Below are 13,892 nucleotides of genomic sequence, written 5' to 3' on the forward strand. Positions count from 1 at the left end.
GGATTTTAGCGAATGTCGTACTCAACTTTTAATCAACAGCAGAATGACCCGTTAACGGAGCCGATGTTTTTAGGTAACTCTGTTAACGTTGCTCGCTATGACCAGCAAAAACACAGTATTTTTGAAAAGCTGATTGAAAAACAAATCAGTTTTTTCTGGCGCCCGGAAGAAATCGACGTCAGTCGTGACCGTATTGACTTTAACAAGCTAACCGCCAGTGAAAAGCATGTGTTTATTTCTAACCTGAAGTATCAAACACTGTTGGATTCAATTCAGGGGCGTTCACCGAATATCGCGTTACTGCCAATTGTTTCTCTGCCTGAGTTAGAAACCTGGATTGAAACCTGGTCTTTCTTTGAGACCATACATTCGCGTTCGTACACACACATTCTGCGTAATCTGTTCAGTGACCCCAGCGAAGTCTTTGAAGACATTGTCATTAATGAGCAAATTAAAATTCGCGCGAATGACATCTCCAAGTACTATGATGATCTTATTTTCTATACTCAGCTGTTGCAGACGCACGGTGAAGGCGATGTGGTTGTTGAAGGCAAAACCCATACCGTAACCCAGCGGGAAATTAAGAAGAAGCTATTCTTATGCATTAACTCGGTTAACGCGCTGGAAGCTATTCGTTTTTATGTCAGTTTCGCCTGCACTTTCGCTTTTGCAGAACGTGAGTTAATGGAAGGCAACGCAAAAATTATTAAGCTGATTGCCCGTGACGAAAACGTTCATCTGACATCGACACAGCATATTCTTAATTTGTGGCAATATGGCGAAGACGACCCGGAAATGAAAGAAATTGCCGAAGAACTGCGTGACGATGCCTATGAAATTTTCATGACCGCAGTGAAGCAGGAAAAACAGTGGGCGCACTACCTGTTTAAAGACGGCTCAATGATTGGCCTGAACGAGAGCATGCTCTGCCAGTACGTGGAGTATATTGCGAACTTACGTATGCAGGCCATTGGCTTTGACGCACCGTTTGAAAACCAGCGTTCCAACCCACTACCCTGGATGAACAAATATCTGGTATCAGACAACGTTCAGGTAGCACCACAGGAATCAGAAATCACTTCTTACCTTGTTGGTCAGATAGACAGTGAAGTTAATGCTTCCGACCTTGGGGACTTTGATCTCTAAGCTATGGCTAACACCTTTAAAGTCACAGTCAACGGTGGGCCTGAACTTGCCGTTGATGCGACTGAAGGCACCTTACTCGAGGCCTTAGAAAAGCATCAGTTAGAAATGCACTACCACTGCCGCAGTGGTTTTTGTGGTGCCTGTCGTAGCACTCTAAAGTCCGGCAAAGTCCGTTATACAACAGAGCCTCTGGCTTATGTCAGAAAAGGCGACATTCTGCCCTGCTGTTGTATCCCGGAGTCGGATCTGGACATTGACCACTAAGTATTATTCATTAAATCGATTGTGCCCATCGTGCAGAACAATTGTTAACCAACAATAAAATCTGGATAATGGCACCATAAATTTTTGTGAGAGAGGTATTCCATGTTTACAGTCATTTTTGGACGTCCGGGTTGTCCGTTTTGTGTTCGTGCCGTAGAAGTAGCGGATAAATTAAAAGCCGATATGGATGATTTTGATTATCGCTATGTCGACATTCACGCTGAAGGCATCAGCAAAGCTGACCTGGAAAAAACGGTAGGCAAACCGGTACAAACGGTTCCTCAAATTTTTGTCGACGAACAACATGTTGGCGGCTTCACAGAATTTGAAGCCTACGCAAAAGAAAACTTAGGGCTTTACACTGCATAATTCTGTGTAAGTAATGTAACCCTAGTATAGAGGCGGCTATTTAGCCGCCTCTATTGCTTGTTTCACCCGCTTTTCTGACACCGGATATTTCGTTCCCAGCGTCTGCGCAAAGAATGATACTCGCAGCTCTTCAATCATCCAGCGAATTTCAGAAACCTCATCGGGAACCACCGAACCTTTATTTTCATAAGCTTTCACGACCGCTTTATACTGCTCTTCAAGGTTAGCCAGAGTCAGAGTCATCAATCTGTCTTTATTCGGGTCGACCGGCAGTTTTTCCAACCGACGTTGAATAGCTTTTAAATAACGCACAATGTCATTCAAGCGTTCCCCACCAAAAGCGGAGACAAACCCCGCGAACACTAAGTTGTCCAGTTGATCCTGAATATCGCCCCGCGACTGGATCTGATCCAGTGGGATTTTACCTTTAAGAGACTTTCTAACCTGCTGCGACAATAACAGACATTGCTCGACTTCCAGCGCAATTTGCTCAACGCGCTCATTCAAATTAGCACGAACAATATCTTTTAATTGCTCAAAGCCCTTTTGTTCACGGAGCTCATTGCCCTGCTCAATCTGTTCCTGAATGAGGCCGTCTACCGCCGCTGCGATACAGTCGGCTATTAACGCATCCACTTTCCCCCAGGGGTTAAAGTACATAGCCAATTTGGCTTTATTCGACAGTGACTTCTGTAAATGCTTAATTGGCGAGGGTATTTGTTGCAGTAACAATTCACGTACACCGGCTTTATGATGCTTTTTCGCCTGCTCCGGGTTATCAAACAATTGCAGAGCAACCTGTCCTTTGCCTTTATTTATCAGGCCCGGATACGCCTTAAGCTCAAAACCTTGTTGACGTTCGGTGATCACTTCAGGTAGATCATCAAAGTCCCAGCTATCGACACGCTCACGGCTAATATCGTCACCTGCCGTTTTCTCCAGCCGCTGTTGCACTTTACCTGACAACTGCTGTTGAAGGCTTTGCAAGTCACGTCCCTGGTTAACCAGCTTTTTGCCGTCAAGAATCTTAAAGTTCATGCGTAAATGAGCCGGTAGCGAGGACTCATCCCAGCTTTCATCCGGAACCGCCACGCCGGTCATACGCAGTAGCTTAGTCGCCATAGCGTCAGTTAAGCGCCCTTGCAGCGGCTCAATATCGGCGATAATCGCACCAGCGAAGTTAGGAGCAGGTACAAAGTTCCGGCGTAAGGTTTTCGGTAGCGACTTAATTAAATGCGCAATACGTTCCTCACGGAGCGCCGGAATATGCCAGTCAAACCCCTCTGGCTTCACCTGATTAAGAATCCCTAACTGAATATTCACGCTGACGCCGTCGTCTTCGGCGTTAGGCTCAAAATGGTAGCTTAACGGCAGGCGCAGGTTGCCCTGGCGCCAGAATTCCGGATACTCGTTTTCAGTAATATGTTCCGTGTCACCGGCAATAAGATCATCGCGTTCAAAAAACAGTAGTTTAGGCTCTTTTTTAGCCGCTTTGTGCCACCAGCCAGCTAACAATTTCTCGTTATAGATCCCTTCAGGTATAGCGCGATCGTAAGCCTCAAACAACACCTCTTCGTCCACCAGAATATCGCGACGGCGAGATTTCGCTTCCAGCGCCTGAACGTCCTGAATTAACTTTAAGTTGTGTTGAATAAAAGGTAGCTTGCGCGTTAACTGCGAATTGACCAGCCCTTCTCGAATGAAAATCTCCCGGGCTTTAACCGGTGAAACCGGGCCAAACTGGACGCGTCGTCTGGGAACCAGAATAAGCCCCAGTAACGTGACCTGCTCATCGGCCGCCACACTGCCCTGCTTTTTCTCAAAGTGCGGTTCAAGATACTGCTTTTTGACTAAGTGCGGTGCCGCTTCCTCAACCCACAACGGATCGATGTCAGCATTAATTCTCGCATACAATTTTGAAGTTTCCGCCAGCTCGGCTGTGACAACCCACTTAGGCGGTTTACCGAATAAACCCGACCCCGGGAAAATATGAAAACGCGTTTGTCGGGTTCCCTGATACTCGTGTCGGTCCTCTTTTACACCCACCTGAGACAATAAACCGGTGATCAAAGCGCGGTGTATTTGCTCAAAAGTCGCCGGCTCCTCGTTAATAGACAGCCCCATTTCCCGAACCGTTTGCCGACTTTGCGTGTAAATGTCCTGCCACTCGCGCAAGCGCATAAAATGAATAAACTCACGACCCATTTGCTTACGGAACTGGTTACCAGACAAGGCTTTTTGTTTTTCTTTGACGTAATTCCATAGATTCAGAAACGCCATAAAGTCAGAGCTCTTATCGCGAAAACGCTGATGCCACTCATCGGCTTTTTGCTGTGCATCGTGTGGTCGTTCACGCGGATCCTGAATACTTAAGGCTGCAGTAATAACCAGCATTTCACGGACACAGCCATACTGCTGACCGGCCATGACGATTCTGGCTAACCTCGGGTCCAGTGGCAGACGGGACAGTTGCCGACCAATGTCGGTTAGACGGGGTTGTTCATTTTTACGTCCGGGCTTAATGGCATGCAGCTCTTCCAGTAGATTCAAACCGTCTTTAACAAAGCGTTCATCCGGCTTTTGCACAAAAGGAAATTGCCGAATATCGCCCAGGCGCAATGACGACATTTGCAGTATCACCGCCGCCAAATTGGTTCGGAGAATTTCCGGGTCAGTGTATTCCGGTCGCTGTAGAAAGTCCTCTTCGCTGTATAAGCGAATACAAATACCCGGACCAATACGGCCACAACGTCCTTTACGCTGATTGGCGCTGGCCTGTGAAATGGGTTCAATGGGTAAGCGCTGCACCTTAGTTCGGTAGCTGTAACGGCTCATACGCACTGTACCCGGGTCAATCACAAAGCGTATCCCCGGAACCGTTAATGAGGTTTCCGCTACGTTGGTGGCAATAACCACCCGACGTTGACTGTGCGACTGAAATACACGGTTCTGCTCGTGCGATGACAAACGCGCATACAAGGGTAATACTTCGGTATTACGCAGTTTCAGCTCACCGATAGCGTCCGCGTAATCGCGGATTTCGCGCTCACCACTGGCAAAAATCAGAATATCGCCTTCGCTTTCCCGCTGCAGTTCTTCCACCGCATCACAAACCCCTTGTAGCACGTCGGAGTCCGCCGCTTTGCCATCTTCTTTCGGCGGCCTATACCGAACTTCAACCGGGTACGTTCGGCCGGTTACCGTCAATACCGGTGCATCGTGAAAATGTTTGGAAAAACGTTCAGTTTCAATAGTTGCAGAGGTAATAACAACCTTCAGGTCGCGACGTTTGGGCAATAGCGTATGCAGCACGCCGAGCAAAAAGTCGATGTTCAGACTGCGCTCATGCGCTTCATCTATGATGATCGCATCGTATTGCAGCAGCAGAGGGTCTTGCTGTAGTTCGGATAACAGCATACCATCGGTCATTAGCTTGATTGCCGTTGTCGGCGCCGTTTCATCCTGAAAACGGATTTTATAACCTACCTGTTTTTTTGCGTAGTCCTGCAGCTCGTCGCCAATGCGGGCGGCAACACTGCGGGCAGCGAGGCGCCGCGGCTGAGTATGACCAATGGTACCTTTGCGGCCATAACCCAGTTCCAGCAACATTTTAGGTAACTGTGTGGTCTTACCCGAACCGGTTTCACCGGCAATAACCACCACCTGATTCTGTTCAATGGCTTTCTTAATGTCACCACGCTGCTGGGCAACCGGCAATTCTTCGGGGTAACTGATATGAAACTTTTGCTGCTGACGCTCCAGATACGCCAACTCAGCAGTCTCGATATCTGCGGCTATGCGCTCGAGCACCTGCTGCTGTCGTTGCTCGTTTTTAATCTTACTCAGACCACGCAAGCGACCGCGCAAAAGCGCGGCCTGTTGTGTTGTACATTGCTCTAATTGTGTCTGAAATTTATCAACAAAAGGCTGACTTTGTGATTTATCGTGCGATTTTTGACGACTCATAGACTCCGAACTTATTCATCCTCGTTATAAATAGCAATATGGGCATCACCTTCGCCCTTAATATAGCCACGATACATACCTTCGGTATTAAAAGGCATAGCAATATTGCCTTCTGCGTCAATAATAATAACGCCTCCGGTACCACCCGCTTGTTCCAGCACACCGTGAATGACTTCATCGCCGGCTTCACTTACCGAAAGCCCTTTATACTTAACCCGTGAGCAGATATCAGCCGCCACGTGGAAGCGAATAAAATATTCACCGTGTCCAGTCGCAGACACCGCACAGCTGTCGTTATCCGCCCAGGTACCGGCACCAATAATGGGGGAATCCCCTATTCTACCATAACGTTTGGCTGTCATGCCGCCGGTTGACGTACCTGCACTTAATAGACCGTTTTTATCAACCGCCACAGCACCGACGGTACCGTATTTGTAGTCCAAATCCAGATACTCCCAGGCTTGTTGCTCTGGCTGTTCACTTTTCTTAATGGTTTCTTTGGCTTTCTGTAGCTGCTTGTAACGGTGCTCAGTATTAAAATAGCTGTTCTCGACCTGCTCCAGCCCTTGTTGCCGGGAAAACTGCTCTGCGCCTTCACCACTTAGCATCACATGAACAGATTCTTCCATTACTTCACGAGCCAGTTCTATTGGGCTTTTTACCGTTTTCACGCCAGCAACAGCCCCGGCATTGCCGTTCAGACCTTCCATTAACGAAGCATCCAGCTCATGTTCTCCATCCCAGGTATAAACCGCGCCTTTGCCAGAGTTAAACAGCGGCGACGCTTCCATTACCTGAATAGCCGCAATAACTGCTGTGGTGCTGTCACCACCTTCTTTCAATACTTTACGCCCAGCCTCTAAAGCTTCCGTCAGTTTATCTTTGTAGGCTTGCTCTTGTTCAGCGGTTAAATTCGCGCGAGTAATCGTACCCGCTCCACCATGAATGGCCATTGCGTATTCAACATCATGATCATCCGCCTGTACGGCTGGTAATAGCGATCCAAACGCAGCGGTGGCAAGTACTGCAGATAAGTAGAGCTTTTTCATCCTGACCTCGATTTTATTGTTATAGGCTAGATTGTTAGTCATAACATAGTCGCAGGAAAGCAACGAACTGACAACGAGGAGATATTCAGATGCCGACTTATCGCGTTGAGTACACACACTTAGGCGACAGACAGCAAATTACGCTGGAAGTAGATAATGAAGCATTAGATAACGAACAAAAGTTCAGAGACGCCGTTGCACAGCGTTTAGCCGACCGCATTCTGCCGCACGCTGAACTTGCTTTTCGCCACGAAGACGACCGCACATTAGAGCAAAAGCTCGACAAAGCTTACGACGTGCAAGTGAACAAGATTGAAAGAGAGTGAGTGGCTGAATTTATCTGCGGGCTCGTGCTATAGTTTTCCTTTTCCGCTGAGCAGTTAGGCTTATGGCACAAAACGAACAAGAAACCTTTTACTGGCACGATTATGAGACATGGGGCGCTAACCCGTTAGTGGATCGCCCCGCACAGTTTGCCGGCTTGCGCACAGATACTGATTTTAATGTTATCGGTCGCCCGCTAACGCTTTACGCTCAGCCCACACCAGACTTTCTGCCTAACCCGGAAGCCACCTTAATTACGGGTATTACGCCGCAGCTTGCTGCGAAGCAAGGAGTCGGTGAAGCGGAGTTCAGCAAAGCCATAGCAAACGAATTTCAAAAGCCCAATACCACCATTATTGGCTACAACAACATCCGTTTTGATGACGAAGTCACCCGTTTGCTGTTCTATCGCAACTTTTATGACCCTTACGAATACAGCTGGCAAAACGGCAATTCACGCTGGGATTTAATTGATGTCGTGCGAGCCTGTTTTGCGCTGCGCCCTGACGGTATTAACTGGCCGGAGAACTCTGACGGACAACCCAGTCTAAAACTGGAGCATTTGAGTGTTGCCAATAACATTGAGCATGGTCAGGCGCACGATGCTATGTCGGACGTTTATGCGACCATTGGTCTGGCAAAGCTCATTAGCGAAAAACAGCCGAAATTGTGGCAGTGGGCTTACAGTATTCGCCGTAAACAAAAGCTACTGAACCTGTTTAACTGGCAGGCACCGGAGCCGCTGGCGCATGTCAGTGGTTTTTACGGTACGGCTAACCGCTATTTGTCGGCTATATTGCCGCTGGGTTTTCACCCTAAGCAAAATAGCAACGTTGTTGCCTGGGACCTGCGCGTTCCGCCCATGGATTTTGCCGATAAATCGGTAGAAGAATTAACGGAGTTAACCTACACCAGTCGTAGGGAACTGGAAGAGCAAGGCTTACAAAAGAGCGGCATACAAAATATTCACCTCGGTCGCTGTCCTTTCTTAGCGCCTATTAAAACTATTTCTGCTGAAGCTGCTGATAGTGCCGCATTAGATACAGCCGCCCTGGAGACAAACGCCAAATGGTTACAGGAAAACAGCGACTTTCGCGACAAACTCATGCAGGTGTTTGAGCAGACCAAAGAATTTGCCCCCAGAACCGACGTTGACCACCAGATATACGACGGCTTTTTCTCTCCTCAGGATAAAAAGCATATGGAGATTATCCGTTCGTCAGAGCCACACCAACTGGCCGGTCTGGAACTGGATTTTCAGGACAAGCGTATGCCTGCACTGCTGTTTCGTTACCGGGCGCGAAACTACCCGTCGACTCTTAGCGACAAAGAACTAAATAAGTGGCGTCTGTTTTGTCAACAGCGCTTAATAGAGCCGCCAGAAGGCTTATTGTCCGCAGAAGACTTTGCCCTGAAACTAGAAGACTTGGCGAACCAGCATCAGGAAGATGCGCATAAACTGCGGTTGCTGAAATCACTGTATGACTACGCCGCATCTCTCTGACGCTAGCGCGTCGTTCGATTACATTATTGTCGGAGCCGGCTCTGCCGGTTGCACCCTTGCCAACAGACTCACAGAATGCGGCAAGTTTCGGGTGTTGTTACTAGAAGCCGGATCATCACATGGTGGACTATTTTCTGACATGCCCTCAGGCTTTGCCCGCTTTATGCATAGCCGCAAATTTAACTGGCTTTACCGAAGCCATAAAGAGCCGCAACTGACTAGCCCCAAAGGTTGTTATACACCGCGAGGGAAAATGCTGGGTGGCAGCAGTGGCATTAACACCATGATTTATACTCGGGGGCTCTCCAGTGACTACAATTCTTGGGCAGCTAAAGGTAACGACGGCTGGAGTTACAACGATTTATTGCCTTATTTTATAAAAAGTGAAAATAATAGTCGCGGTGCCTCAAACTACCATGGAAACAGCGGCCCCTTAACCGTATCCGATGTATCCCCCTTTTACCCGGTATCAAAATGTTTCTTAGAAGCCTGCAGCGAATTTGGTTTGCCGCCTAACCCCGACTTTAACGGCGTACACTTGGAAGGACACAATTCATACCAGTTCACAATGAAAGATGGGAAGCGTTGCAGTGCTTACCATGCCTACCTGAAGCCAGCACTGAAACGAAACAACTTGACGGTAATATCCGGATGCCTGACCGAGCGAGTGGCTTTTTCAGGGATAAAAGCGACCGGAGTCTGTTATCAGCAGAATGGTCGCCGATACATAGCCAGCGCAAGGAAAGAGGTTATCCTTTGTGCGGGGGCCTTTAACTCCCCCCAAATTCTCATGCGCTCCGGTGTAGGCTCTGCATCAGAGCTTGCAAAATTTGGAATAGAAAGCGTTTATGACAACCCGGCTGTCGGTAAGAACTTGCAGGAGCACGTGGACGTTAGCATACAATGTAAAAACAAAATGAGAGACGGCCTGACACTGAGTCCTCTGGGGTTAATCAAGCTCTCAGTACCTTTTATTCAATATATACTCTCTAGCAAAGGCCAGCTGGCACACTCACTTGCTGAAGTCGGAGCTTTTTACCGCTCATCGAATGAAGTTAAAGAACCGGACATTCAGGCTCATTTGTTGCCTGTCATGTTTAATGACAGCGGCTACGACTGGAATCCTACTTTAAAACACGGATTCACCTGTCATGTCTGCTTGTTACGCCCAGAATCACGTGGTGCAGTGCGCCTAAACCCGGAAAACTCAATGGCTAAACCGCAAATTACTTATGGCTTTTTAAGCGAAAAGAGTGACCAGAAGGCCTTACTCAACGGTATAAGAAAAGCATTAAAGATACTGAAGCAACCGGCTCTGGCAAAACATAATGGTGGGATCATGTTTCCCAATCCCTGCTTAAGCGACGCCGAACTTCTGGAGCAGATAAAATCCAAAACTGGGCTTATTTATCATCCTGCGGGGACTTGCAAGATGGGGCCTAAAAACGATACAGGGGCTGTTGTAGATCCTGAATTAAAAGTAATAGGTGTTGAGAAACTCAGAGTAATAGATGCATCCATTATGCCTACCGTTATCAGTGGTAACACCAACGCTCCTACTATCGCTATAGCTGAAAAAGGCGCCGACTTAATAAAAGCCGACGCCTTAATTCACTAACTCAAGTTATAAGGTAAGAGCTAAGCTTTTTTATTCCCTACTCTGAATAACCTTGCCAGTGCCGGAATTAAGATAAGCGCACCCAGCATATTCCACAGGAACATAAAGGTTAGCAATATACCCATATCAGCCTGGAATTTAATGGGTGAGAATATCCAGGTAGCGACGCCTATAGCCAGCGTTAAGCCAGTAAAGCCGACGGCCTTGCCGGTGTTATCCAGCGAGTACTTGTAGGTTTCCTGCAACGACATGCCCTGCTGCAAGCCCTCTTTCACTTTACTGTAAATATAAATGCCGTAATCGACACCAATACCAACCCCTAAGGCAATAACCGGCAAGGTAGCCACTTTAATGCCTATGCCTAACACCGCCATAAGTCCCTGACTCATAACAGTAGTAAAGGCCAGTGGTAGTACAATACAGGCTACCGTGCGAACGCTTCGGAAGGTAATAAAGCACAGCACGATAACGACGCCGTACACCCACAGCAGCATCTTGTTCTGGGCTGCTTCTATAACTGAGTTGGTTGCCGCTTCAATGCCGGAGTTGCCTGCCGCCATCAACAGCTCTAAACCTTCCTGCTGATAGTTCTGATTAAACTCGTTAACCGAACCAACCACATTCTTTAATGTTTCCGCTTTATGGTCGTCCAGGTAAATAATGACCGGCGCCATTGAACAATCGTTATTGATCAAGCCATCCGGAATACGGCTTAACGAGGCGTTGGTAACGTATTTATTACGGTTTAAGCTAAACCACTTAAGGTTACCCTCGTTTATGCCGAACATGCCCATTTTAGAAACGTAGACGACAGACTTAACGTCCTGAACACCGCTGGTATTTTCCATATGCCAGCTAAAACGTTCCATAATCTCAAGGTTATCGTAGGCAATACATTGCTCAGGCGCGGAAGCCGCCATCACCACAAAAATATCGGTACTGGAGCTGTAGTTTTCAACAATAAAGGCATTGTCCTGATTGTAGCGACTGTCCGGGCGAAGCTCCGGCGCGCCTTTATCGAGATCCCCAATTGCCATGTTTTGACTGTTCACCAGGCCCCAGGTCAGCATAATAAGAGCAACAACTAGTGCCGAATAGGCCCATTTAGGCTGAGTAAACTTAGCGAAGAAATCAAATAAAGGATGACGCTCGCCTTTTATTTTCTTCTGATAAGCAACGCCGTTGTCCGAGGTTCCCAGGTAGGACATCAAAATAGGCAGTAACCCCAGATTGGTCAGCACCACCACGGCGACACCAATACTGGCTGCTATAGCCAATTCTTTTATGACTTCAATATCGATAACCATCAAGGTCGTAAAGCCAATGGCGTCACTTGCCAGAGCCGTTAACCCTGCAATATACAGACCGCGGAACGCTGTGCGAGCTGCAGCGACTTTATCAAGTCCGGCAACCCGGTTAGTACCAATTGCATTTATAATCTGTACGCCATGCGAGACACCAATGGCAAAGACCAAAAATGGCACCAACATCGAGTACGGATTAATACCACTGCCTATCAATTCAATAATGCCAAGCTGCCAGATAACCGCAATAATTGAGCAGCTAAGGACCATAAAAGTGCTGCGCCAACAGCGGCTGTAAAAATAAAGCATGACCAGGGTAATAGCTATGGCCAACAGGAAGAACAGCCCCACCTGCTCAGCACCTTCTATCAGATCGCCTATCAGTTTCGCAAAACCAGTAATGTGAATTTCAATATCTTCACTTTGGTATTTATCGCGAACCAGAGTCTCCAGCTTTTCAGAGAACTCTTGATAATCCAGTTTCTCACCAGTTTCAGGGTTAACTTCATCCAGCGGAATATAGACAATGGTTGATTCAAAGTTATTTGCAACCAGGTTCCCGACTTCCCCCGAACGCAGAACATTAGTTCTTAATTGATCTAATGATTCTTCACTACCGTCATAACCATCAGGAATAACCGGACCACCAACAAAACCTTCTTCCGTTACTTCCATCCAACGAACATTGGGTGTCCATAAACTGCGAAGCCCTGAGCGGTTGACGCCCGGAATGAAGAAAATTTCATCTGTAATTTTTTGCAGTTCTCGTTGAAAATCGGCTTCAAAAATATCGCCGTCTTTATTTTCAACTGCCACCCTAACAACATTCCCCAGGCTGGCTAAGTCGTCCTGATAATCAAAATAGTTTTGAATAAATGGATGGTTAGTCGGGATCATTTTGCTCAGGCTGGCGTCAGGGCGAACCTGCGACGCGTGATAGCCCAGGAATAAGGTCAGTAACAAAAAGACGATTAGCCAGGGAGCACGCACCGTGAACAATAACTTCTCCAGCACTCCTGCCGGTTTATTCGCACTCGGATTATCCATTACTTCGCTCCTTGCTGCGTTGCTGTTGCCATGGCTTCTGCTTCAGTGATTTTGGCCGGCCAGTGCAACAAACCACTACGCCCAGTCATAATCCATTCACCGTCGGTTAGTTCAATAATATCAGTCATAACCGAACCGCTCGGGTGAGTTCTCTTTTTAACCTTGAAGTTCTCGTCAACTTCAAGAATGGTTCCTGAATGCCCGACAATTAGCTGAGTACCATTTTCAGTGTTTATTCCCGCAGAAAGATTCACTCTGGTGCCTGTATCAACGGTTGTAAAGCTTTGTCCTTTATCGTCTGAGACAAAAGCATTGCCACGCAAACCGTAAATCCATACACGCCCCCCGGCATCAATGTGTCCGCCAAAAAGCGAGCCGCGATAAGGCGAGTCAAGGGTCTCCCAACTCTCACCACCGTCGTGGCTAGCGAAGGCTAACCCGGCTTCGCCGACAATATATAAATCATCACCCTGACCAAAAATAGTATTTAAATGATAACCGCCCGGGTTTTCCAAACGACTCGAGATAACCTGCCAGTTTTCACCGCCATTTTCGGTTTTCAGGAAAGTACCATAAGCGCCAATCGCAAATACCGTTTGATTGTCTTTAGCATAAAGGTCTAAAAAGGGCTTGCTGGGTCCTTCCTCCTGAGCAACTTCTATATTACTGATCTGAAACTGAAGTTCTTCAAGCTGCCATTCAAGCTCACCTATCACGTCTTCATCGTCAGTTGATTCAAGTTCTTCTTTCAGTTTTTCAATACGCTGTTCAAAATAACGTTTTTCTAACGTCATTAGTTCAAAACCATCTAACTGCCGTTTCCAGGTTTTACCACCGTCTTCGGTTTTAATAATGACACCATGATGCCCAGTCGCCCATCCGTTGTCTTCGTCGGCAAAAGCGACGCTCGTTAGAAGAACACTGGTATCTACCTTAGCCTGTTCCCAGTTATCGCTCTCTTTCCAGATAATATTTCCATGCGCGCCGACGGCTACAAGCCGCGCCCCAACAGTCGTGACTTCAATAAGCACTTCGCTTTTAATTCTGTCTGATGACAATGCTGGTGCACTGATCACGTCATAATCAGTGATTGTTGTTGTGTCGCTATCCTGTGCGAGCACTGTGGTGCTAAAAATAGCTCCCAACAACACCCCTAATGGGGTTAAAGACAAGCGCATGGAACCTCCCGGGTACTAAAAATGTCATAGGATTGTATAAGCTCAAGATAATTTGAAAACCTTTTTTCGTTAATTTCATGCTTTTTTTCGTTAAAGTATTGCTTGAGAGGTCAGTCCTCTGGC

10 protein-coding genes are annotated in these 13,892 nt (G+C 47.3%); 6 read left to right on the top strand and 4 right to left on the bottom strand.

The annotated features are described in order from the left end of the window. Window positions 1–12 precede the first annotated feature (12 nt). The 3 genes from nrdB (at window position 13) to DET62_RS04835 (ending at window position 1,779) form a co-directional block, all read left to right on the top strand. Entirely contained in the window at window positions 13–1,146 is a 1,134-nt protein-coding gene (nrdB, locus tag DET62_RS04825; RefSeq protein ID WP_110013176.1) for a class Ia ribonucleoside-diphosphate reductase subunit beta, read from the top strand. A gap of 3 nt (window positions 1,147–1,149) precedes the next feature. Then, complete coding sequence (gene yfaE, locus DET62_RS04830; RefSeq protein ID WP_110013177.1) at window positions 1,150–1,410, top strand: class I ribonucleotide reductase maintenance protein YfaE; 261 nt, start codon at window positions 1,150–1,152, stop codon at window positions 1,408–1,410. A 102-nt stretch (window positions 1,411–1,512) separates the two neighbouring features. Beyond that, window positions 1,513–1,779 carry a GrxA family glutaredoxin gene (locus DET62_RS04835; RefSeq protein WP_054487610.1) on the top strand — a complete coding sequence of 89 codons (267 nt, stop codon included), beginning with the start codon at window positions 1,513–1,515 and terminating at the stop codon, window positions 1,777–1,779. A 36-nt stretch (window positions 1,780–1,815) separates the two neighbouring features. On the opposite strand, the gene hrpA is transcribed toward DET62_RS04835, so the two are convergent. Next, entirely contained in the window at window positions 1,816–5,745 is a 3,930-nt protein-coding gene (gene hrpA / locus DET62_RS04840; protein ID WP_110013178.1) for an ATP-dependent RNA helicase HrpA, read from the bottom strand. Between the two features lie 11 nt (window positions 5,746–5,756). Then, complete coding sequence (locus DET62_RS04845; protein WP_110013179.1) at window positions 5,757–6,794, bottom strand: isoaspartyl peptidase/L-asparaginase; 1,038 nt, start codon at window positions 6,792–6,794, stop codon at window positions 5,757–5,759. 89 nt (window positions 6,795–6,883) lie between these two features. Between DET62_RS04845 and DET62_RS04850 the strand changes: the two genes are divergently transcribed. The 3 genes from DET62_RS04850 (at window position 6,884) to DET62_RS04860 (ending at window position 10,240) form a co-directional block, all read left to right on the top strand. Further along, window positions 6,884–7,120 (top strand): hypothetical protein, encoded by a 237-nt coding sequence (locus DET62_RS04850; protein ID WP_011234615.1) that lies wholly within the window; start codon window positions 6,884–6,886, stop codon window positions 7,118–7,120. 62 nt (window positions 7,121–7,182) lie between these two features. After that, a complete protein-coding gene (gene sbcB / locus DET62_RS04855; RefSeq protein ID WP_110013180.1) occupies window positions 7,183–8,622 on the top strand; it encodes an exodeoxyribonuclease I in 1,440 nt (479 codons plus the stop codon). Beyond that, window positions 8,600–10,240, top strand: a complete 1,641-nt coding sequence (locus DET62_RS04860; protein WP_110013181.1) for a GMC family oxidoreductase N-terminal domain-containing protein — start codon at window positions 8,600–8,602, stop codon at window positions 10,238–10,240. Before sbcB ends, DET62_RS04860 begins: the two co-directional genes overlap by 23 nt. Before the next feature lie 20 nt (window positions 10,241–10,260). On the opposite strand, the gene DET62_RS04865 is transcribed toward DET62_RS04860, so the two are convergent. Both DET62_RS04865 and DET62_RS04870 read right to left on the bottom strand, forming a co-directional pair. Further along, window positions 10,261–12,591: an MMPL family transporter gene (locus DET62_RS04865; RefSeq protein ID WP_110013182.1), complete on the bottom strand. Its 2,331-nt coding sequence runs from the start codon at window positions 12,589–12,591 to the stop codon at window positions 10,261–10,263. Then, window positions 12,591–13,769, bottom strand: coding sequence for a YCF48-related protein (locus DET62_RS04870; protein ID WP_110013183.1), 1,179 nt, complete (start codon window positions 13,767–13,769; stop codon window positions 12,591–12,593). Before DET62_RS04870 ends, DET62_RS04865 begins: the two co-directional genes overlap by 1 nt. Window positions 13,770–13,892 lie beyond the last annotated feature (123 nt).

The organism is Idiomarina sp. H2, from assembly GCF_004364275.1.
GTDB classification, from domain to species: Bacteria; Pseudomonadota; Gammaproteobacteria; order Enterobacterales; family Alteromonadaceae; genus Idiomarina; species Idiomarina loihiensis.

Bases quoted from the DNA above. Each gene is read 5' to 3' on its own strand.
- nrdB (WP_110013176.1), top strand. From the start codon at position 13: ATGTCGTACTCAACTTTTAATCAACAGCAGAATGACCCGTTAACGGAG.
- yfaE (WP_110013177.1), top strand. From the start codon at position 1,150: ATGGCTAACACCTTTAAAGTCACAGTCAACGGTGGGCCTGAACTTGCC.
- DET62_RS04835 (WP_054487610.1), top strand. From the start codon at position 1,513: ATGTTTACAGTCATTTTTGGACGTCCGGGTTGTCCGTTTTGTGTTCGT.
- hrpA (WP_110013178.1), bottom strand. From the start codon at position 5,745: ATGAGTCGTCAAAAATCGCACGATAAATCACAAAGTCAGCCTTTTGTT.
- DET62_RS04845 (WP_110013179.1), bottom strand. From the start codon at position 6,794: ATGAAAAAGCTCTACTTATCTGCAGTACTTGCCACCGCTGCGTTTGGA.
- DET62_RS04850 (WP_011234615.1), top strand. From the start codon at position 6,884: ATGCCGACTTATCGCGTTGAGTACACACACTTAGGCGACAGACAGCAA.
- sbcB (WP_110013180.1), top strand. From the start codon at position 7,183: ATGGCACAAAACGAACAAGAAACCTTTTACTGGCACGATTATGAGACA.
- DET62_RS04860 (WP_110013181.1), top strand. From the start codon at position 8,600: ATGACTACGCCGCATCTCTCTGACGCTAGCGCGTCGTTCGATTACATT.
- DET62_RS04865 (WP_110013182.1), bottom strand. From the start codon at position 12,591: ATGGATAATCCGAGTGCGAATAAACCGGCAGGAGTGCTGGAGAAGTTA.
- DET62_RS04870 (WP_110013183.1), bottom strand. From the start codon at position 13,769: ATGCGCTTGTCTTTAACCCCATTAGGGGTGTTGTTGGGAGCTATTTTT.